We start from the raw sequence: 19,396 nt of genomic DNA, 5'->3' as shown, positions 1-19,396 counted from the left end.
GGAATATTCAGCGCCGCAGCCCGGGCGGGCTGCGCAAAAGCATTGGGAATCACATGATTGACGTCACCATCGAGAATTTTGAAGCCGAAGTCGTAGCCGCCTCCATGCAGGTGCCGGTGCTGGTGGACTTCTGGGCGCCCTGGTGCGGCCCCTGCAAGACGCTGGGTCCGGTGCTGGAAAAGCTGGAACTCGCCTACGAAGGCCGCTTCAAGCTGGTCAAGATCGACTCCGACCAGGAGCAGCAGCTGGCCAGCATGTTCGGCATCCGCTCCATTCCCACCTGCGTGCTGATGATGGGCGGCCGCCCCGTGGACGGTTTCATGGGCGCCCAGCCCGAGGGCAAGCTGCGCGAGTTCCTCGACAAGCATCTGCCGTCCGAAAACGAGCTGGCCGCCGAGGCCGGCGCCGACGAGGCCCATGCGCTGCTCGAGTCCGGCGACACCCAGGCCGCGCTGCAGAAGCTGGCCGACGCGCTGGCCGCCGACCCCAACAACGACGATGCGCGCTTCGACTATGTGCGCCTGCTGATCGCGACCGGCGGTTTCGAGGAGGCACAGGCGCTGCTGGCCGAGCCCCTCAAGCGCATTCCCCAGCCGCAGCGCTTCGAGGCGCTCAACCAATGGCTCAAGGCGCTGGAATTCGCAACCACGGGCGACAACGCCGACGTGGCCAAGTACGATGCGCTGATCGCCGCCAACCGGCGCGACTTCGACGCCCGCTTCGGCCGTGCGCGCGCGCTGCTGGCCCACAGCCAGTGGACCCTGGCCATGGACGAGCTGCTGGAAATCATCATGCGCGACAAGGTCTGGAACGAACAGGCCGCACGCAAGCTCATCGTCGGCGTGCTGGAGCTGCTGACCCCGCCCAAGCCCAAGAAGCAGGACGCCGTGCCCGGCAAGAGCGCGGGTGGCATCGAGCTGCTGGGCAAGAACGGCGCCGAGCAGGACGAAGCCACGGCCATGGTCAACAGCTACCGGCGCAAGCTGAGCATGGCGTTGAACTAGAAGCCACCCCCGGCTTTGCCGCTTCCCCCTCTCTCTACGGGAGGGGGGCCACAGCTTCGCTGCGCGGCGGCGCTTGCTCGCTGTCCCCGGCTTGGGGCGCGCCAGTTTTATGAGTCAGATTTTGCAATGGCCTTCGAGGGCCTTTTTGTTTATCTGGCGCTGCGGCAATGCCTGCGCCTGCAGCTTGGTGCGGGGCGCACGGGGCGCTCAGTGCCGCAGCGCAGCCCTGACTCCGGCTTGCGGGCTGAGGGAGCGGATCGGAACCCGCATATCCTGCGGAATCTCGCCAGACAGCTGCAGCGCCAGATAGCGGGTGCAGCACACGCGCAAAAAAGAGCTGAAGTTGTCCACAGCTCCGCGCTCGGCCACCAGCTCGTCATACAGGCGGGTGCATAGCTGGGGCACGGTGAAGCCGTCGCGCGTGGCGATCTCCGCGAGCACCTGCCAGAACAGGTTTTCGAGCCGGATGCTGGTGGCCACTCCATGCAGGCGGATGGAGCGGGAGCGGTGGGCCCAGAGTTGCGGGTCGGCGCTGATAAAGACCTGGCACATGGCGCTACTCTCCAAAACAAAACCGGGCCATGGTGTGGCCCGGTGTGTCTGGAGTCAAGCCGGTTTAGCGGATGACTCTTGAATTGATAGCTGCAAGCGCTTGATGAATAAGCGCTTGATACGGTTTCAATGATTGATCCTGGTGCCCAGCAGTGTCAGGAATTGGGCTATCCAGGCCGGGTGTGCGGGCCAGGCCGGGGCGCTGACCAGATTGCCCTGGGTATGGGCCTGGTCCACGGGAATGTCGGCATAGGTTCCGCCGGCCAGTTCGACCTCGGCGCGGCAGGCCGGGTAGGCCGAACAGGTGCGGCCCTTGAGTACGCCGGCGCCGGCTAGCAGCTGGGCGCCGTGGCAGACCGCGGCCACGGGCTTGTTGGTGTCGAAGAAGTGGCGCACCGAGGCGCGCACGCTTTCATAGCCGCGCAGATATTCGGGGCCGCGGCCGCCGGGGATGACCAGGGCGTCGTACTGCTCGGGCCTGACTTCGGCAAACGTGGCGTTGAGCGTGAAGTTGTGGCCGGGCTTTTCGCTATAGGTCTGGGCGCCTTCGAAGTCGTGGATGGCGGTCTTGATCTGGTCGCCGGCCTTTTTGTCGGGGCAGACCGCATGCACGGTATGGCCCACGGCCTGCAGGGTCTGAAACGGGACCATGGTTTCATAGTCCTCGCAGTAGTCGCCGCAAATCATCAGAATCTTCTTGCCTGCCATGCTTGTCTCCTTGTGAATGGTGCGGACCATTGTGGGCAGGCAGGCCGCGCAGCAGGTGTTAGCCGGCTACTACATGGTTGCGTGCCGGGGGGGCGGCGTCCTGAGGCCTGTCGCTGGCGGCACCGGTGCCGGGCACGGGGTAATGCATGCCGTAGTCGGAGGAGCGCTGGTAGAGCTTGAGGCCGAACTGCGGCAGCATGGCGATCAGATGGTCGAAGATCTCGCCCTGGATGGCCTCGTACTCCACCCATATGGTGGTGTTGGTGTAGCAGTACAGCTCAAGCGGCACGCCCTGGGGCGAGGGCTCCAGCGTGCGCGCCAGCAGAAACATGCCCGGCCCCTGGTGGATGCGCGGGTGGGCCAGCAGATAGGCATAGGCATAGGCCTTGAAGGCGGCCAGATTGCTGACCTGATCGGGCGCGATCAGATGGCCGCTGTGCGCGGTGATGGTGCCGGGCTGGGCATCGTCCACGGCGCGCAGGCCCCGTATTTCGCTCCAGTAGTCCCTGAGCAGGGCAATCCCCGACAGGCACGAGCGTTCCTGCGGGGTCAGCAGATGGATGCTGTGCGCGTCTATGGGCAGGGAGCGGCGTATGCGGCGGCCACCGGCCTCGAACATGCCGCGCCAGTTCTTGAAGCTTTCGCTCATCAGCTTCCAGGTGGGGATGGTGGTGATGGTCTTGTCGAAGTTCTGCACCTTGACGGTGTTCAGCGCAATGTCCACCACAAAGCCGTCGGCGCCGACCTGGGGCATCTCTATCCAGTCGCCCACGCGCAGCATGTCGTTGCTGCCCAGCTGCACCCCGGCCACAAAGGACAGAATGGTGTCCTTGAACACCAGCATCAGCACGGCCGACATGGCGCCCAGGCCCGAGAGCAGCAAGAGCGGCGATCTATCGAGCAGCGTGGCCACGATGAGCACGGCCGCAAAGCTGCTGACCAGCAGCTTGCCCAACTGCACATAGCTTTTGATGGAGTGGGTCTGCACGGCGGCCTTGCGCTCTTCGTCGCGGTCGTGGGCCTCGTTCATGGCGTTGAGCAGGTCGCACAGCGCATGCGCGAGGTGGTAGACCGTGAAGGCTATCGCCGCATTGGTGATCAGCGTGCTCCAGCGCGGCTGCAGATGCGGCACGCCAAGAATGCCGAACTGCACGATCAGCGAGGGCACGGCCTTGGCCAGGCGGCGCAGCACCTGGTCGTGCATCAGGACCTGGGCCCAGCCGGTCCTGAGCGTCTCGCGCATATGGCGAAACAGCTTCAGCACCAGCCAGCGGGCCAGCCAGCCGCAGAGCAGGGCCGCGCAGGCCAGGGCACACAGGGCGGCCAGCGTTTGCATGGCGGGGTCCCATTCAGAAACAAAAGACCAGCGGGAAAGCAATCACAGCTCCTCAGTAAACGGGTTCGGTATGGGTGGGGTGCGCAAGCCCGGCCGATCCGGCAGATGGCGGGCGATGGCGAGAGGCGGGCAGGGCCGCGAGCAAGAGTAGGACCGGCGGCCCGTGCCAAAGTTCAGCACCGAGCTTACGCAGGCCGGGATTTCCCAGCATGGCGCGTGGGAAGCGGCGGGAAGGCGCAGCGCGTTTTGCGGTCATGCGGGCCGAAAACGGCGCAAGCGGGCGGGGGGCCTAAAATCCCTGCTGATTTCAGATTACCACCTTGCCGTGTCCCAAGGGGGCGGGCGGCCACTGCACTGCACCATGCAAGAAAAATTCAACCACATCGAGGTCGAGCGCGCTGCGCAAGACCATTGGCAAGCCAAGGACGCCTACCGCGTCACCGAGGACCAGTCCAAGCCCAAGTTCTATGCCTGCTCCATGCTGCCCTACCCCAGCGGCAAGCTGCACATGGGCCATGTGCGCAACTACACCATCAACGACATGCTCACGCGCCAGCTGCGCATGAAGGGCTATAACGTGCTGATGCCCATGGGCTGGGACGCTTTCGGCCTGCCGGCCGAGAACGCCGCGCTCAAGAACAAGGTGCCGCCGGCCAAGTGGACCTACGAAAACATCGCTTACATGAAGAAGCAGATGCAGGCCATGGGGCTGGCCATCGACTGGAGCCGCGAGGTCGCGACCTGCGACCCCGACTACTACAAGTGGAACCAGTGGCTGTTCCTCAAGATGCTGGAGAAGGGCATCGCCTACCGCAAGACCCAGGTCGTGAACTGGGACCCGGTGGACCAGACCGTGCTGGCCAACGAGCAGGTCATCGACGGCCGCGGCTGGCGTACCGGCGCGCTGGTGGAAAAGCGCGAGATCCCCGGCTACTACCTGGCCATCACCGGCTATGCGCAGGAGCTGCTCGACCATGTGCAGATGGGCAACGACAAGGCCACGCTCAACGGCTGGCCCGACAAGGTGCGCCTGATGCAGGAGAACTGGATCGGCAAGAGCGCCGGCGTGCGCTTTGCGTTCACCCACGACATCCAGGGCGCTGACGGCAAGCTGATCGGCGACGGCAAGATGTATGTCTTCACCACGCGTGCCGACACCATCATGGGCGTGACCTTCTGCGCGGTCGCTCCCGAGCACCCGCTGGCGCTGCACGCCGCGGCTTCCAGGCCCGAGCTGGCGGCTTTCATCGAGGAGTGCAAAAAGGGCGGCACGACCGAGGCCGAACTCGCGCTCAAGGAAAAGGAAGGCAAGCCCACGGGCCTGTTCGTCACCCACCCCGTCACCGGGGTCCAGGTCGAGGTCTGGATCGGCAACTATGTGCTGATGAGCTATGGCGACGGCGCCGTGATGGGCGTGCCCGCCCACGACGAGCGCGACTTCGCGTTTGCCAACAAGTACGGCCTGCCCATCAAGCAGGTCGTGGCCGTCGAAGGCCAGGGCGGCTACGACGACAAGCAGTGGCAAGACTGGTACGGCGACAAGGAGCGCGGCGTACTGATCAATTCCGGCGAGTTCGACGGCCTGGACCACAAGGAGGCCGTGGCCGCCGTGGCCCAGCTGCTGGCCGGCAAGGGCCTGGGCGAGCTCAAGACCACCTGGCGCCTGCGCGACTGGGGCATCAGCCGCCAGCGCTACTGGGGCACGCCGATTCCCATCATCCACTGCGAAGACTGCGGTCCGCAGCCCGTGCCCGAGAAGGATCTGCCCGTGGTCCTGCCCCAGGATCTGGTGCCCGATGGCTCGGGCAACCCGCTGGTCAAGAGCGAAGCCTTCCACGCCGGCGTGGTCTGCCCCTGCTGCGGCAAGAGCGCGCGCCGCGAGACCGACACCATGGACACCTTCGTGGATTCGTCCTGGTATTTCATGCGCTATTGCGACGCCAAGAACGGCGAGCAGATGGTGGCCGGCGGCGCCGATTACTGGATGCCCATGGACCAGTACATCGGCGGTGTGGAACACGCCATCCTGCACCTGCTGTACGCGCGCTTCTGGACCAAGGTCATGCGCGATCTGGGTCTGCTCAAGATCGACGAGCCCTTCACCAAGCTGCTGACCCAGGGCATGGTGCTCAACCACATCTACAGCCGCCGTACGGCCAAGGGCGCCAAGGAATACTTCTGGCCCAAGGATGTGGAGCATGTGATGGGCGATGACGGCAAGATCATAGCCGCCAAGCTCAAGGTGGAAGTGGACAGCGCCGACGGCCTGCTGCCTGTGGGCACGGCCATCGACTATGAGGGCGTGGGCACCATGTCCAAGTCCAAGAACAATGGCGTGGACCCGCAGGATCTGATCGAGAAGTACGGCGCCGACACGGCGCGCCTGTACACCATGTTCACCGCACCGCCCGAGCTGACGCTGGAGTGGAACGACGCGGCCGTCGAGGGCAGCTACCGCTTCCTGCGTCGCGTCTACAACTTCGGCCTCAAGCTGTCGCAGATGGACATGGTCTCCGCCGTGACCGGTGTGGCCGGCGCCAAGTCGCTGGACGATGTGGAGTTCGGCAAGGCCGCCAAGGCCCTGCGCCTGGAGCTACACACCGTGCTCAAGCAGGTGGATTACGACTACTCGCGCATGCAGTACAACACCGTGGTCTCGGGCGCGATGAAGATGATCAACGCGCTGGAAGACTTCAAGGCCCTGGATGACGCCGGTGCCAAGGTGGCGCTGATCGAAGGCTTCGGCATTCTGCTGCGCGTGCTGTATCCGGCCACGCCCCACCTGGCCCATGTGCTGTGGAGCGATCTGGGCTATGCCGGCTTGATGGGCGATCTGCTCGATGCGGCCTGGCCCCAGGTCGATCCCAAGGCGCTGGTGCAGGACGAAATCTCGCTGGTGCTGCAGGTCAACGGCAAGCTGCGCGGCGCGATCCTGGTGTCCGCCACGGCCGACAAGGCGGCGATCGAGGCCGCGGCCCTGGCCAACGAAGAGTTCCAGAAGTTTGCCGAAGGCAAGACACCCAAGAAGATCATTGTGGTGCCTGGCCGTCTGGTGAACGTGGTGGTCTGATGAGCAACGCCCGGGCCGGCATGCACGCCGGCCCGGGCCTATTGAATGCGGGATTTGTTCATGCAAAAACGTACGCTGCTGGCCGCCCTGGCCTTGTCGCCCCTGTTGGGGGCCTGCGGATTCCGTTTGCGCGGCGTGCCGAACTTTGTGTTTCGCTCGATTTACATCCAGGCGGGGCGGGGTGCACCGGTAGGCACCTTGCTGCGGCGCAATCTGGAGTCGTCCAGCGACAAGCTGAGCGTGGTCAAGGACCCGGCCTCGCCGGATACGGCTGAGGTGATCTGCCAGATCATCAGCGAGCTGCAGCAGCGCGTCATCGTGGGCTCCAATGTGGCGGGCCAGGTGCGCGAAATCGAGCTGCGCCTGATCGTCAGGTTCTCGCTGCGCACGCCGGGCGGCGACGAGCTGATCCCCTCTACGGAGATCCGCCAGATTCGCAACGTCACCTATAACGAGACCAATGCCCTGTCCAAGGCCGGAGAAGAAGAGATGCTGAACAAGGACATGCGCAACGACATCGTGCAGCAGATCATCCGTCGTCTGGCGGCCGTCAAGAGTCTGCAAATCTCCTAAATTGATAGCTTCTGGCGCTTATTCATTGGGCGCTGGCAGCTTGTTTGATTCGAAAAATCCATGCAGCTTGCGCTGAACCAGCTTTCCTCCCATCTGGCCAAGGGCTTGCGCTCCCTCTATGTGCTGCATGGCGACGAGCCGCTGCAGCTGCAGGAGGCCGCGGACGCGATTCGCGCCGCCGCGCGCGCCGCGGGCTATACCGAGCGCAGCAGCTACACCGTGATGGGGGCGCATTTCGACTGGAGCAATGTGCTGGCCGCTGGCGGTTCGCTGTCGCTGTTCGCGGACAAGCAGATCCTGGAAATCCGGATTCCCTCGGGCAAGCCCGGTAAGGACGGCAGTGCCGCACTGCAGCAGATCGCGCAGGATGCCCAGGGCAATGACAGCACGCTGACCCTGATCGCGCTGCCGCGGCTGGACAAGGCCACCCGCACGGGTGCCTGGTTCTCGGCGCTGGACGGCAACGGGGTCTCCATCCAGATCGAGCCCGTGGAGCGTGCCGCTCTGCCGCACTGGATTGCCCAGCGACTGGCGCTGCAGAACCAGCGCGTGGCCGCGGGAGAGGAGGGGCAGCGCACGCTGCAGTTCTTCGCCGACCGCGTGGAAGGCAATCTGCTGGCCGCGCATCAGGAGATTCAGAAGCTGGCCCTGCTGCACCCCGAGGGCGAGCTGAGCTTCGGGCAGGTGGAACAGGCCGTGCTCAATGTGGCGCGCTACGACGTGTTCAAGCTCTCCGAGGCCGTGCTCTCGGGTCAGGTGGCGCGCAGCATGCGCATGCTCGACGGCCTGCAGGCCGAAGGCGAGGCCGAGGTGCTGGTGCACTGGGCGCTGGCCGAGGACATCCGCAATATCAAGCGCGTCAAGGATGCGATGGCTGCGGGCAAGCCTCTGCCCATGGCGCTGCGCGAGAACCGTATCTGGGGCCCCAAGGAGAGGCTGATGGAGCGCCTGCTGCCGCGCGTGAGCGATGCCAGGGCGGCCGAGCTGCTGCAGGCGGCCCATGTGGTGGACGGAATTGTCAAAGGCCTGCCCGGCACGGGCTGGCCGCGCGACAGCTGGCAGGCCTTGCGCCAGCTGGCCATGCAACTGGTGCAGGCCGGCCGGGGCTGAGTGGCTGGCGCGGCGGAGCAGAGGGCCGGTTTACTGCTGGGCGTCGTCGGCCGGCGGCTGTTCCTGTTCCTTGTGTTCGCTGATCTTTTCCTCGATGATTTTTTCGCCTTCGAAGCCGGCAACCACGGCCAAGCCTTTCTTGAGCAGGCCGGCCTCGGGGTCGAGCTTGTCCAGCGCCTCTTCGGCTACCACCGCACCCACGATCTCATTGAGCAATCCCATGGCAATCTCCAAGCAAGTAAAGAGATATCCAAGGTAGCGAGGCGCCGCGCGCAAGACCAGCAGTGTTGCGGCTTTTTACATGTGGACAAACAGCTTCATGCACGCAACCATTGTTTGCGATTGGCTGCGCGCCAAGCGATTGTTTTCTCGGAGATTTTCAGCTTTTCTCAAGCTGGGACCGGGCCTTGTCAGCCCAGAGCCGCAGATTGTCTATGAGGTCCTTCTGGCTGAAGGAGCAGCTTTCCTCGGTGAACAGTGCGCTGGACTCCAGGCGGTCCAGCAGACTGAGCAGCACCTCGGCATAGCGCGGCGGCAGGGTCTGCAGCAGCTCGGTGGCCGCGCGGGCCTCTAGACCCAGCGCAGCGGCGCTGCTTTGCTGTTGCGCCAGTTGTTCAAAACCCGAGCGCAGCTGTTGCAGCTGGCGGGCGGCTTGCAGGGTGTTGGCGGTGGTTTGCGTCATGCCCGGCAGTGTAGAAGCAGCGCCAAAGTGCGACAGTTAGGGGTTTATCGGCGCAAGCCTTCCCATCTGGGCGAAAATTGAGGCATGAACGCGCTCAATACCGTCGAATACATGCACCAGCTCGGCGCACAGGCAAAAGCCGCCTCTGCGCTGATGGCCCGTGCGTCTGCAGCTACCAAGAACAAAGCACTCAAGGCGCTGGCCCGCCTGCTGCGCGAAAACGTGGAGCCGCTGCAGATCGATAACGCCAGGGATCTGGAGCGGGCCGTGGCGAATGGCCTGTCCGAACCCATGGTGGACCGCCTGCGCCTGACGCCCAAGGTGCTCGAGACCTGTGCCCAGGGCTGTGAGCAGCTGGCCGCCATGGCCGATGTGATCGGCGAGATCATCGGTATGAAGCAAATGCCCAGCGGCATCCGCGTGGGCCAGATGCGCGTGCCCATCGGCGTGTTCGGCATGATCTACGAGAGCCGGCCCAACGTGACCATAGAGGCGGCCAGCCTGTCCATCAAGAGCGGCAACGCCTGCATTCTGCGCGGCGGCTCCGAGGCCATAGATTCCAACAAGGCGCTGGCCAGGCTGGTGGCCCAGGCGCTGGCCGAGGCCGGCCTGCCCGAGCAGGGGGTGCAGCTGGTGGCGACCACGGACCGTGACGCCGTGGGCCAGCTGATCGCCATGCCCGGCTATGTGGACGTCATCATTCCGCGCGGCGGCAAGGGCCTGATCGAGCGCATCAGCCGCGAGGCCAAGGTGCCGGTGATCAAGCATCTGGACGGCAACTGCCACACCTATGTCGACGATCCCTGCGATATCGCCATGGCCGTGAAAGTGGCCGACAACGCCAAGACCAATAAGTACAGCCCCTGCAATGCCAGCGAAGGCCTGCTGGTGGCGCGCGCCGTGGCGGCCGAGTTCCTGCCGCTGATCGGCGCCGTCTATGCGGCCAAGGGCGTGGAGATGCGCTGCGATCCAGAGGCCCTGGCCATTCTGCAAAGCGTGCCGGACGCCAAGCTGGCGGCCGCGACCGAGCAGGACTGGAGCGAGGAATACCTGGCGCCCATCATCAGCATCAAGCTGGTGGACGGCGTTCATGAAGCCATCGCCCATATCAACCAGTACTCTAGCCACCACACCGACGCCATCCTGACGCGCGACCATATGCATGCCCAGCAGTTCCTGCGCGAGGTGGATTCGGCCAGCGTCATGGTCAACGCCAGCACGCGCTTTGCCGATGGCTTCGAATACGGCCTGGGTGCGGAGATCGGCATCAGCACCGACAAATTCCATGCGCGCGGTCCCGTGGGCATAGAGGGTCTGACCTCGCTCAAATATGTGGTGCTGGGCGAAGGCGAAGTCCGCTCCTGAAGCTCGCCAGCCGAGGCCGGCCGCCAGCGGCCGACCTCGGGACTGAATTCCCGCCGCTGCTTGGATCCCTCTCTACAACACCATGAAAATCATTATTCTGGGTGCCGGGCGCGTAGGCCAGAGTGTGGCCGAGAGCCTGGTGTCCGAGCAAAACGGCATCACCGTCATCGACACCGATGCGCGTGCGCTGCGCGAGCTGGAAAGCCGCTTCGATCTGCGCGGCGTGGTCGGCAACGGCATCGACCCGCAGGTGCTGGCCGAAGCCGGCGCCAAGGACACGGATCTGCTGATCGCCTGCGCCTCCATGGACGAGACCAATCTCGTCTGCTGCAAGCTGGCCCAGACCCTGTTCGAGATTCCCACGCGCATCGCCCGCGTGCGCTCTTCGGGCTTCGCCTCGAACGAGGCCTTGCTGGACAAGGACGGGTTTGCGGTGGACCGCATCATCTGCCCCGAGGAGTCGGTCACCAACTACATAGGCAAGCTCATCGAGTATCCCGAGGCCATGCAGGTGCGGGCCTTTGCGGGCGGCCGTGCAGCCCTGGCCTCGGTGCGCGCGCGCGCCGGTGCGTCGGCCGTGGGCCTGCAGATCGGCGAGATCCGCGAGCGCTATCCCGAGCTGGCCATGCGCATCGTGGCCATCTACCGGCGCTTTCTGGACGAGCCCGACCGCTTTGTGCGCTGCGACGGCGCGACCCGCATCGAGCCTGCCGATGAGGTCTTCATCCTCGCGGCCAAGGAGCATCTGCCCGATGCGCTGCGCTCCATCAACCGTCCCGAAGGCCGGCCCTCGCGCCCCGTCTACCGCATCATGATCGCGGGCGGCGGCCAGGTCAGCCTGCGCCTGGCCATGAAGCTGGCGCAGACGCCGGGGCGTTTCCACATCAAGATCATCGAGCACAGCGAGCAGCAATGCCTGAGCCTGTCCTCGGTGCTGCCGGCCGAGGTGCTGGTGCTCGAGGGCGATGCCACCGACGAGGAGGTGCAGGCGGACGAGGGCATAGAGGAGGTCGACCTGTTCCTGGCGCTGACCGACGATGACGAGGACAACATCATGTCCAGCCTGCTGGCCAAGCGCATGGGCGCGCGCCGCGTGCTCTCGCTCATCAACCGCCGCGCCTATGCGGACCTGATGCACGGCACGCAGATCGATATTGCGCTCTCGCCGGCCCAGGCCATGCTGGGCGAGCTGCTGGCCTATGTGCGTCGCGGCGATGTGCAGGCCGTGCACAGCCTGCGGCGCGGGGTGGCGGAGGCGCTGGAGATCGTGGCGCGCGGCGACCGCAAGAGCTCGCGCGTGGTGGGGCGCAAGGTGGCCGATCTGAGCCTGCCCGAGGATGTGCACATCGGCCTCATCGTGCGCGGCATTCCCGAAGGCAAGAGCGCCGACGAAATCTCCGCCGAGGCCCAGACCGAGGTCATCATTCCGCGCAGCAACACGCTGATCGAGTCGGGGGACCATGTTGTGCTGTTCCTGCCCAACAAGCGCCTGGTGCGCAACGTGGAAAACCTGTTCCGCGTCAGCGCCACCTTCTTCTGAACGGCGGCCATGAAAGACCTGCTTCCCGTGCTGCGCGTGCTGGGCATGCTGATGATCATGTTCGCGGCCGCCATGCTGCTGCCGTTCGGCGTTTCCTGGTTCGCGGACGATGGCATCTGGCGCATCTATCCCTGGGCGATAGGCGCGACCGTCGCCGTGGGCCTGCTGCTCTGGGCGGGGCTGCACCGCCACAAAAAAGATTTGCAGCCGCGCCATGGCGTGATTCTGGTGACTCTGGTGTGGGCGGTGCTGCCGCTGTGCGCCATGCTGCCGCTGATGATGGGGCTCAACCGTGTGGGCATACAGATCAGCTTCACCCATGCCTACTTCGAAGCGGTCTCGGGCCTGACCACCACGGGGGCCACCGTGCTCAGCGGCCTAGACAAGCTGCCCGTGTCCATCAACGTCTGGCGCACTTTTCTGCAGTGGATAGGCGGCATGGGGATTCTGATTCTGGCCGTGGCCATCCTGCCGCTGCTGGGCGTGGGGGGGGCGCAGCTGTTCCGCGCCGAGGCGGCCGGCCCGGTCAAGGACACCCGGCTGACCCCGCGCATCACCGAGACGGCCAAGGGGCTGTGGGGCGTCTATGCGCTGTTTTCGCTGGGCTGCGCGCTGGCCTTCTGGGCGGGCGGCATGACGCCGCTGGACGCCCTGATGCATATGTTCGCCACCGTGAGCCTGGGCGGCCTGTCCTCGCACGATGCGAGTTTTGCCTATTTCGACTCGGCGCTGCTGGAGGGCATTGCGCTGGTGTTCATGCTGCTGGCCAGCTGCAACTTCGCGCTGTACTTCGTGGCCATGCGCAAGGGGCGGATCGACAGCTTCATGCGCGACCCCGAGATGCGCGCCACCATTGGCGTGCTGGTCGGCTCGGGCCTGCTGGCGGCGGCGCTGCTCTGGATCAAGGGGGTGTATGGGCCGCTGGATGCGCTGCGCTACGGCATGTTCCATACCGTGTCCGTGGCCACCACCACGGGTTTTTCCACCACCGACTATCTGGCCTGGCCGGTGTTCATCCCCGTGCTGCTGCTGCTGCTGTCGGGCGTGGCCACGAGTGCAGGCTCCACGGGCGGCGGCATCAAGATGGTGCGCATGCTGATTCTGGTCAAGCAGGCCAGGCGCGAGATGACGCGTCTCGTGCATCCGCGTGCCGTGCAGCCCGTGCGCCTGGGCGACGCCGTGGTCGATAACCCGATGATTTTTTCGGTGCTGGCCTATATGCTGGTCTATGGCGCCACGGTCATCATTCTGAGCATGGTGCTGCTGCTCACCGATCTGGACCCGGTGACGGCGTTCTCCGCGGTGCTGGCCAGCGTGCACTGCACGGGGCCGGGGCTGGGCGCCATCGGTCCCGCATCTAACTACACGGTGTTGACGGATTTCCAGATGTGGGTGTGTACTCTGGCCATGCTGCTCGGGCGGCTGGAAATACTGAGTTTCATGGCCTTGCTGTCACCAGCGTTCTGGCGCCGCTGAGGCCGAACCTAGGGAAAACACCTGTTCCATGCGCCAGTCTCTACAATTGCCCCCCACCACCGTCTCCTGAGGGTATTTATGGTTCCACATCTCGTCACGGCTTTGACCGGCCCCATTAACGAACTCGAGCAGCGCATTCTCGACTCCATGCCTGCGATCGAGCGTTGGTTCCGCCTGGAATGGATGGAGCACACGCCGCCGTTCTATTGCTCGGTGGACATTCGTAATGCGGGTTTCAAGCTGGCACCGGTGGACACCAACCTTTTTCCGGGTGGCTGGAACAATCTCACCGATGAAATGCTGCCGCTGGCCGTGCAGGCTGCGATGGCTGCTATCGAAAAGATATGTCCCGAGGCGCGCAACCTGCTCATCATTCCCGAGAATCACACGCGCAACACCCACTATCTGGCCAGCGTGTTGCAGCTCAAGCGCATCTTCACCATGGCCGGCCTCAATGTGCGCATCGGCTCCATCAGCCCCGAGATCAAGAAGACGCTGTCCATCACGCTGCCGCTGGGAGACGAGATCAAGCTGGAGCCCGTGATCCGTTCCAAGCGCCGCCTGGGCCTCAAGGACTTCGATCCCTGCACGATCCTGCTCAACAACGACCTCTCGACGGGCGTGCCCGGCATCATCGAGGAGCTGTACGAGCAATATCTGCTGCCGCCGCTGCACGCGGGTTGGAATGTGCGTCGCAAGAGCCGCCATTTCCAGAGCTACGAGGAGGTCGGCAAGCGCTTCGGCAAGCTGCTGGGCATAGACCCCTGGCTGATCAACCCCTTGTTCGGCCATGTGGAGAACATAGACTTCGCCGACGGCGTGGGCATGGATGCGCTGGCCGAACAGGTGGACGTCATCCTCTCCAAGGTGCGGCGCAAGTACAAGGAATACGGCATCAAGGAAAAGCCGTTTGCCGTGGTCAAGGCCGACAACGGCACCTATGGCATGGGCGTGATGACCGTGCGCGACGCCAAGGAACTGGCCGCGCTGCCGCGCAAGAGCCGCAACAAGATGGGCGTGATCAAGGACGGCCAGACCGTGCATGACGTCATCGTGCAGGAGGGCGTGCTGACCTATGAGCGCATGCACAATGCCGTGGCGGAGCCCGTGGTCTACATGATGGACCGCTATGTGGTGGGAGGCTTCTATCGCATGCATCCCGACCGCGGCGAGGACGAGAATCTGAACGCCCCGGGCGCAGGTTATGTGCCGTTGGCCTTCCAGCAAAGCAATCAGCTGCCCCAGGCCGGAGCCCGCCCGGGAGCCAGTGCACCCAATCGTTTCTATATGTATGGAGTGATTGCTCGCTTGGCCATGCTGGCCGCCAGCTATGAGCTGGAGGCCACCAATCCCGACGCCGAAATCTACGACTGAAGCAACGGATAGTCCGGCCAGAGCACAATGCCGGATTCCCGATGACTTGGTGACTGCCTTACGAGTCGCTTTCTGAGCCGTGCAAAATTCGAGATCCTCTTTGTTCGCCCTGACTCTGGGCGCTATCGGTGTTGTGTATGGAGATATAGGCACCAGCGTTCTGTACTCGGTCAAGGAGGTCTTTAGCTCGGGTTATGTGCCGTTCACTCCGGCCAATGTCTATGGTGTGCTGTCGGTGCTGTTCTGGACGCTGACGGTCATCGTCTCCCTCAAGTACGTGGTCCTGGTGCTGCGCGCCGACAACAATGGCGAAGGCGGCCTGGTGGCCATGCTGGCCCTGGCCTCGCAGACGGTCAAGGACAAGCCGCGCCTGTCCAGCACGCTGTTTCTGGTAGGCATGTTCGGCACCTCGCTGTTCTACGGCGATGGCGTGATCACCCCGGCAATCTCGGTGCTCTCGGCGGTCGAAGGCCTGGAAGTGATCTCGCCGCACTTCACCAAGGCCGTGATCCCGCTGACCCTGGTCATCCTGTTTCTGCTGTTCTTCGTGCAAAAGCGCGGCACGGCGGGCATAGGCAAGTTCTTCGGCCCCATCACGGCCACCTGGTTCGTCTGCATCGCCCTGCTGGGCGTGCACCAGATCCTGGGCCACCCCGAGATCCTGGCCGCGCTGAGCCCGCACCATGCGGTTGGCTTCATCTGGAACAACCCGGGCACCAGCTTCATCATCCTGGGCTCGGTCGTGCTCTGCGTGACGGGCGCCGAGGCGCTCTATGCCGACCTGGGTCACTTCGGTAAGAAACCGATCCGCCTGGCCTGGTTCAGCATCGCCATGCCGGCACTGACCCTGAATTACTTCGGTCAGGGGGCGCTGCTGCTGTCCAATCCGGATGCCGTCAAGAATCCGTTCTTCATGATGGCTCCCTCCTGGGCCCTGCTGCCGCTCGTCGCCATGGCCACCATGGCCACGGTGATTGCGTCGCAGGCCCTGATTACCGGCGCCTTCAGCGTGACGCGCCAGGTCATCCAGCTGGGTTACTTCCCGCGCTTCGAGGTGCGCCACACCAGCGTGAAGGAAACGGGGCAGATCTATATGCCTCTGGTCAACTGGGGCCTGTTCGTGGCGATTGCGCTGGCCGTGCTGCTGTTCAGGAACAGCGGCAACCTGGCAGCCGCCTACGGCATCGCGGTGACGCTGGACATGCTGATCACCACCATGCTGACCTTCTTCGTGATCCGCTACCGCTGGAACTACCCGCTGCCCCTGTGCCTGCTGACCACGGGCTTTTTCTTCTTGGTGGACTTTGCGTTCTTCAGCTCCAATCTGCTCAAGCTGTTCGAGGGGGGCTGGTTCCCGCTGCTGATTGGCGGCACGATCTTCACGCTGATGATGACCTGGCGCCGCGGGCGCGAGCTGCTGCACCAGAAGCTGCAGGCCGACGCGCTCAATCTCAAGGATTTCCTGGAGTCCACCTGGCGTCATCCGCCCACCCGCGTACCGGGAACGGCGGTGTTCCTCTCGGGTGAGCCGGGCACCGTGCCGCATGCGCTGCTGCACAACCTCAAGCACAACAAGGTGCTGCATGAGCGCAATATCTTTGTGACGGTGCGCAACCATGAGGTGCCCTGGGTGGGCCTGGACAAGCGCGTGGAGGCCGAGTCCCTGGGCGGCGACTGCTGGGAGGTCATCATCAACTACGGCTTCAAGAACGAGCCGGACGTGCCGGCGGCCCTGGCCCAGCTGCGTACCCAGGGCTGCAGCTTCGATTCCATGTCCACCAGCTACTTTCTGTCGCGCGACGTGATCATTCCGCGCATGAACAACTCCATGGCGCACTGGCGCGAGAAGCTGTTTGCCCAGATGCACAAGAACGCCAGCCGCGTTTCGGACTTTCTGCATCTGCCCAGCAACTCGGTGGTGGAGTTGGGCTCCAAGCTCGAGCTGTAAAAGCCTCAAGCGAGATCGCGCTTCAGCGCCGGCTCTGCAGGTGCGGGCAGCTAGCGCTCTGGGAGCGATGGCCGGCTTCGCGATGCACGGTCACGCGGGCGGCTGAATTTCTGTCGGGCCTGATGCCAGAATAGGCGGATGCGCTTCTTCAAAGACTTGAGTCCTGCGGCCCTTGCCGCCGGTTTTGTGGCGGTTCTGGTGGGCTTTACCAGCTCGGTGGCCCTGGTGTTCCAGGCGGCGCAGGCTTTTCAGGCCACGCCGGAGCAGCTCACCTCGTGGATCTGGGCGCTGGGCCTGGGCATGGGCTTGTGCTCGCTGCTGCCTTCGCTGATTCTGCGCATGCCGGTCATGGTGGCCTGGTCCACGCCGGGCGCGGCCGTGCTGGCCACGGCGGGGCTGGCGGGCGGTTTCTCCATGGCGGAGGCCGTCGGCGCCTTCATCGTCAGCGCCGTGCTCATTGTTCTGGCGGGCGCCACGGGCTGGTTCGAGCGCATCATGAATCGCATCCCCGTGGAGATCGCCTCGGCCCTGCTTGCCGGCGTGCTGGCCAAGTTCGGCATGCAGGCATTTGCGGCGGCCGAGTCCGACCTGTCTCTGGTGCTGGTCATGCTGCTGGCCTATCTTCTGTCCCGGCGCCTGGCGGCGCGCTATGCGGTCATTCTTACCTTGTTCGCGGGTACGGCCTGGGCTGCGCTGCATGGGCAGATGCAATGGTCGGCCGTGCATGGGGGGCTGGCTGTGCCGGTCTACACGGCGCCCCGGTTTTCGCTGCAGGCCTTGATCAGCCTGGCCCTGCCTCTGTTCGTGGTGACCATGGCTTCGCAGAATCTGCCCGGTGTGGCCGTCATCCGGGCCACGGGCTACCCCATCCCCGTCTCGCGCGTCATCAGCATGACGGGGGGCGCCACCTTGCTGCTGGCGCCATTCGGCGGCTATGCGCTCAACCTCAGCGCCATCACGGCCGCGATCTGTATGGGTCCCGAGGCGCACGAAGATAAAAACAAGCGCTACACGGCAGCTGCCGTGTGTGGGCTGCTATACATTCTGATAGGCGTCTTCGGCGCCGTGGTCACCGGACTGCTGACCGCCTTCCCCAAGGAACTGGTGGCCTGTATCGCGGGCCTGGCCTTGCTGGGTTCCATTTGCGGCGGTATGGCCACCGCCTTCAAGGAAGAAAAGCACCGCGAGGCGGCGCTCGTCACCTTCCTTGTGACTCTCAGCGGGGTCGTCATTGCCGGCGTGGGTTCGGCCTTCTGGGGCGTGGTGGCGGGGAGTCTGGCCTTGTTGATCCAGGGTTTTCGCGCCAGGGGCGCCTGAACATCACCGCCACTTTGTGGTGTTATGCCCGCCTGGGCATGATGCCGGTACCAACCGATAGAGTTCATCACCATGCAAATACTGTTTGTCGCGGACCCTCTGGAATCCTTTGTCATTTACAAAGACTCCACCTTTGCCATGATGCGCGAGGCCCAGCGCCGCGGTCACCAGATCGTGGCCTGCGAACCCAGGGACATCTCGTGGCAAAGCGGCGGCAAGGTCAAGGCACAGGTGCGCTTCATCTCTCTGACGGGCAACAAGGACGGCTGGTTCGAAGAGACGGACAGCAAGCCCGTGGAGCTGGCGGACTTCGGCGCCATCGTCATGCGCAAGGATCCTCCGTTCGATGCGGAGTTCTTCTATGCGACCCATATGCTCAGTCAGGCCGAGCGTGAAGGTGCCAAGGTCTTCAACAAGCCCAGCGCCCTGCGCGAGCATCCCGAAAAGCTCGCCATCATGGAGTTTGCGCAATTCGTCTCGCCCACGCTGGTGACGCGCAATGCGCAGGACATACGAGCTTTCCATGCCCAGCACCAGGACATCATCCTCAAGCCTTTGGACGGCATGGGTGGCATGGGCATCTTCCGTGTCGGTGAAGACGGCCGCAACCTGGGCAGCATCATCGAGACGCTGAACCGGGACGGAGCCACCAGCGTCATGGTGCAGAAGTTCCTGCCCGACATCGTGCATGGTGACAAGCGTGTGCTCATCATCGGCGGCAAGCCCGTGCCCTTCTGCCTGGCCCGCATCCCGCAGGGCAATGAGGTGCGCGGCAATCTGGCGGCGGGCGGCAAAGGGGTGGCTCAGCCGCTGGCCGATCAAGATAAGGCGATCGCGGAGTTCATCGGCTCACGCCTGGTGCAGCGAGGTCTGCTGCTGATCGGGCTGGATGTCATCGGCCATAACGTGACCGAGATCAATGTCACCAGCCCCACCTGCTTCCAGGAGATCTTTGATCAGACGGGCTGCGATGTGGCAGCGCTGTTTGTGGATGCGCTGGAGCAGGCGGCCCAATCCTGCTGAATGCAAAGAAGCCAAGCAGGCGTTCAGCCTGCTTGGCTTCTTTTGCGGCCGATCCGGGTGCGAGTTGCGGGAGGCTCGAAATTCTGTGTACAATGCAAGGCTGCACTGAGCGAAACGCAAATTTCGCTAGGTAACTGAGAAAAATTTACCTCTTGCTGCTGAAAACTGTGCTAAAATACAAGGCTTCGCTGATCGCAGCAGGCAACGAGATTCAAGGCTGGTATTGACCGGGTTTGAATCAGGATCCTTAAAAAAATACAGCCGATAAGCGTGGGCGTTTGGTGGCGAGCAGCCAGTTCTTCGGAACAAAACTCTTCG

16 protein-coding genes are annotated in these 19,396 nt (G+C 64.0%); 11 read left to right on the top strand and 5 right to left on the bottom strand.

Annotated features, from left to right (window positions below; genetic code table 11):
• Window positions 1-53 precede the first annotated feature (53 nt).
• On the top strand, window positions 54-1,004 hold the full coding sequence (trxA, locus tag AB6724_RS19315) for a thioredoxin (protein WP_369340164.1): 951 nt from the start codon (window positions 54-56) through the stop codon (window positions 1,002-1,004).
• A 207-nt stretch (window positions 1,005-1,211) separates the two neighbouring features.
• On the opposite strand, the gene AB6724_RS19310 is transcribed toward trxA, so the two are convergent.
• The 3 genes from AB6724_RS19310 to AB6724_RS19300 form a co-directional block, all read right to left on the bottom strand.
• Window positions 1,212-1,556, bottom strand: coding sequence for a ribbon-helix-helix domain-containing protein (locus AB6724_RS19310; protein WP_369340163.1), 345 nt, complete (start codon window positions 1,554-1,556; stop codon window positions 1,212-1,214).
• Window positions 1,557-1,682: 126 nt separating this feature from the next.
• Window positions 1,683-2,264 carry a DJ-1/PfpI family protein gene (locus tag AB6724_RS19305; protein ID WP_369340162.1) on the bottom strand — a complete coding sequence of 194 codons (582 nt, stop codon included), beginning with the start codon at window positions 2,262-2,264 and terminating at the stop codon, window positions 1,683-1,685.
• Window positions 2,265-2,322: 58 nt separating this feature from the next.
• Window positions 2,323-3,600, bottom strand: coding sequence for a mechanosensitive ion channel family protein (locus tag AB6724_RS19300; protein ID WP_369340161.1), 1,278 nt, complete (start codon window positions 3,598-3,600; stop codon window positions 2,323-2,325).
• Window positions 3,601-3,961: 361 nt separating this feature from the next.
• On the opposite strand from AB6724_RS19300, the gene leuS reads away from it, so the two are divergent.
• Genes leuS through holA form a run of 3 tightly spaced genes read left to right on the top strand, consistent with a single transcriptional unit; the run spans window position 3,962 to window position 8,353 of the window.
• Window positions 3,962-6,670, top strand: a complete 2,709-nt coding sequence (gene leuS / locus AB6724_RS19295; protein ID WP_369340160.1) for a leucine--tRNA ligase — start codon at window positions 3,962-3,964, stop codon at window positions 6,668-6,670.
• Window positions 6,671-6,730: 60 nt separating this feature from the next.
• A complete protein-coding gene (locus AB6724_RS19290) occupies window positions 6,731-7,243 on the top strand; it encodes an LPS-assembly lipoprotein LptE (RefSeq protein WP_369340159.1) in 513 nt (170 codons plus the stop codon).
• Between the two features lie 60 nt (window positions 7,244-7,303).
• A complete protein-coding gene (gene holA, locus AB6724_RS19285; RefSeq protein WP_369340158.1) occupies window positions 7,304-8,353 on the top strand; it encodes a DNA polymerase III subunit delta in 1,050 nt (349 codons plus the stop codon).
• Between the two features lie 30 nt (window positions 8,354-8,383).
• Here holA and AB6724_RS19280 read toward each other — a convergent pair whose 3' ends face one another.
• Together AB6724_RS19280 and AB6724_RS19275 are read right to left on the bottom strand one after the other, a co-directional pair.
• Window positions 8,384-8,575 carry a hypothetical protein gene (locus tag AB6724_RS19280; protein ID WP_369340157.1) on the bottom strand — a complete coding sequence of 64 codons (192 nt, stop codon included), beginning with the start codon at window positions 8,573-8,575 and terminating at the stop codon, window positions 8,384-8,386.
• A 157-nt stretch (window positions 8,576-8,732) separates the two neighbouring features.
• A complete protein-coding gene (locus AB6724_RS19275; RefSeq protein ID WP_369340156.1) occupies window positions 8,733-9,035 on the bottom strand; it encodes a hypothetical protein in 303 nt (100 codons plus the stop codon).
• Between the two features lie 84 nt (window positions 9,036-9,119).
• Here AB6724_RS19275 and AB6724_RS19270 point away from each other — a divergent pair, with 84 nt between their 5' ends.
• The 7 genes from AB6724_RS19270 (at window position 9,120) to gshB (ending at window position 19,078) form a co-directional block, all read left to right on the top strand.
• Complete coding sequence (locus AB6724_RS19270) at window positions 9,120-10,400, top strand: glutamate-5-semialdehyde dehydrogenase (protein WP_369340155.1); 1,281 nt, start codon at window positions 9,120-9,122, stop codon at window positions 10,398-10,400.
• An 82-nt stretch (window positions 10,401-10,482) separates the two neighbouring features.
• A complete protein-coding gene (trkA, locus tag AB6724_RS19265) occupies window positions 10,483-11,940 on the top strand; it encodes a Trk system potassium transporter TrkA (protein WP_369340154.1) in 1,458 nt (485 codons plus the stop codon).
• A 9-nt stretch (window positions 11,941-11,949) separates the two neighbouring features.
• A complete protein-coding gene (locus AB6724_RS19260; protein WP_369340153.1) occupies window positions 11,950-13,416 on the top strand; it encodes a TrkH family potassium uptake protein in 1,467 nt (488 codons plus the stop codon).
• 78 nt (window positions 13,417-13,494) lie between these two features.
• Window positions 13,495-14,790, top strand: coding sequence for a glutamate--cysteine ligase (gshA, locus tag AB6724_RS19255; RefSeq protein ID WP_369340152.1), 1,296 nt, complete (start codon window positions 13,495-13,497; stop codon window positions 14,788-14,790).
• A gap of 79 nt (window positions 14,791-14,869) precedes the next feature.
• Window positions 14,870-16,738 carry a potassium transporter Kup gene (locus AB6724_RS19250; RefSeq protein ID WP_369340151.1) on the top strand — a complete coding sequence of 623 codons (1,869 nt, stop codon included), beginning with the start codon at window positions 14,870-14,872 and terminating at the stop codon, window positions 16,736-16,738.
• A 138-nt stretch (window positions 16,739-16,876) separates the two neighbouring features.
• Window positions 16,877-18,055: a benzoate/H(+) symporter BenE family transporter gene (locus tag AB6724_RS19245; protein WP_369340150.1), complete on the top strand. Its 1,179-nt coding sequence runs from the start codon at window positions 16,877-16,879 to the stop codon at window positions 18,053-18,055.
• A gap of 72 nt (window positions 18,056-18,127) precedes the next feature.
• Window positions 18,128-19,078: a glutathione synthase gene (gene gshB, locus AB6724_RS19240; protein ID WP_369340149.1), complete on the top strand. Its 951-nt coding sequence runs from the start codon at window positions 18,128-18,130 to the stop codon at window positions 19,076-19,078.
• Window positions 19,079-19,396: the final 318 nt, after the last annotated feature.

The sequence above is a fragment of the Comamonas guangdongensis genome (assembly GCF_041079535.1).
Lineage (GTDB): Bacteria > Pseudomonadota > Gammaproteobacteria > Burkholderiales > Burkholderiaceae_C > Comamonas > Comamonas guangdongensis.
Note: the sequence above shows the minus strand (reverse complement) of the source record. Positions and strands in the feature narration are given on the sequence as shown.

What these genes read in the sequence shown, in the direction of transcription:
- gshB (WP_369340149.1), top strand. Translation starts at nt 18,128, where the DNA reads ATGCAAATACTGTTTGTCGCGGACCCTCTGGAATCCTTTGTCATTTAC.
- AB6724_RS19275 (WP_369340156.1), bottom strand. Translation starts at nt 9,035, where the DNA reads ATGACGCAAACCACCGCCAACACCCTGCAAGCCGCCCGCCAGCTGCAA.
- AB6724_RS19300 (WP_369340161.1), bottom strand. Translation starts at nt 3,600, where the DNA reads ATGCAAACGCTGGCCGCCCTGTGTGCCCTGGCCTGCGCGGCCCTGCTC.
- holA (WP_369340158.1), top strand. Translation starts at nt 7,304, where the DNA reads ATGCAGCTTGCGCTGAACCAGCTTTCCTCCCATCTGGCCAAGGGCTTG.
- AB6724_RS19290 (WP_369340159.1), top strand. Translation starts at nt 6,731, where the DNA reads ATGCAAAAACGTACGCTGCTGGCCGCCCTGGCCTTGTCGCCCCTGTTG.
- AB6724_RS19305 (WP_369340162.1), bottom strand. Translation starts at nt 2,264, where the DNA reads ATGGCAGGCAAGAAGATTCTGATGATTTGCGGCGACTACTGCGAGGAC.
- AB6724_RS19245 (WP_369340150.1), top strand. Translation starts at nt 16,877, where the DNA reads ATGCGCTTCTTCAAAGACTTGAGTCCTGCGGCCCTTGCCGCCGGTTTT.
- AB6724_RS19310 (WP_369340163.1), bottom strand. Translation starts at nt 1,556, where the DNA reads ATGTGCCAGGTCTTTATCAGCGCCGACCCGCAACTCTGGGCCCACCGC.
- gshA (WP_369340152.1), top strand. Translation starts at nt 13,495, where the DNA reads ATGGTTCCACATCTCGTCACGGCTTTGACCGGCCCCATTAACGAACTC.
- AB6724_RS19280 (WP_369340157.1), bottom strand. Translation starts at nt 8,575, where the DNA reads ATGGGATTGCTCAATGAGATCGTGGGTGCGGTGGTAGCCGAAGAGGCG.
- AB6724_RS19270 (WP_369340155.1), top strand. Translation starts at nt 9,120, where the DNA reads ATGAACGCGCTCAATACCGTCGAATACATGCACCAGCTCGGCGCACAG.
- leuS (WP_369340160.1), top strand. Translation starts at nt 3,962, where the DNA reads ATGCAAGAAAAATTCAACCACATCGAGGTCGAGCGCGCTGCGCAAGAC.
- AB6724_RS19260 (WP_369340153.1), top strand. Translation starts at nt 11,950, where the DNA reads ATGAAAGACCTGCTTCCCGTGCTGCGCGTGCTGGGCATGCTGATGATC.
- trkA (WP_369340154.1), top strand. Translation starts at nt 10,483, where the DNA reads ATGAAAATCATTATTCTGGGTGCCGGGCGCGTAGGCCAGAGTGTGGCC.
- trxA (WP_369340164.1), top strand. Translation starts at nt 54, where the DNA reads ATGATTGACGTCACCATCGAGAATTTTGAAGCCGAAGTCGTAGCCGCC.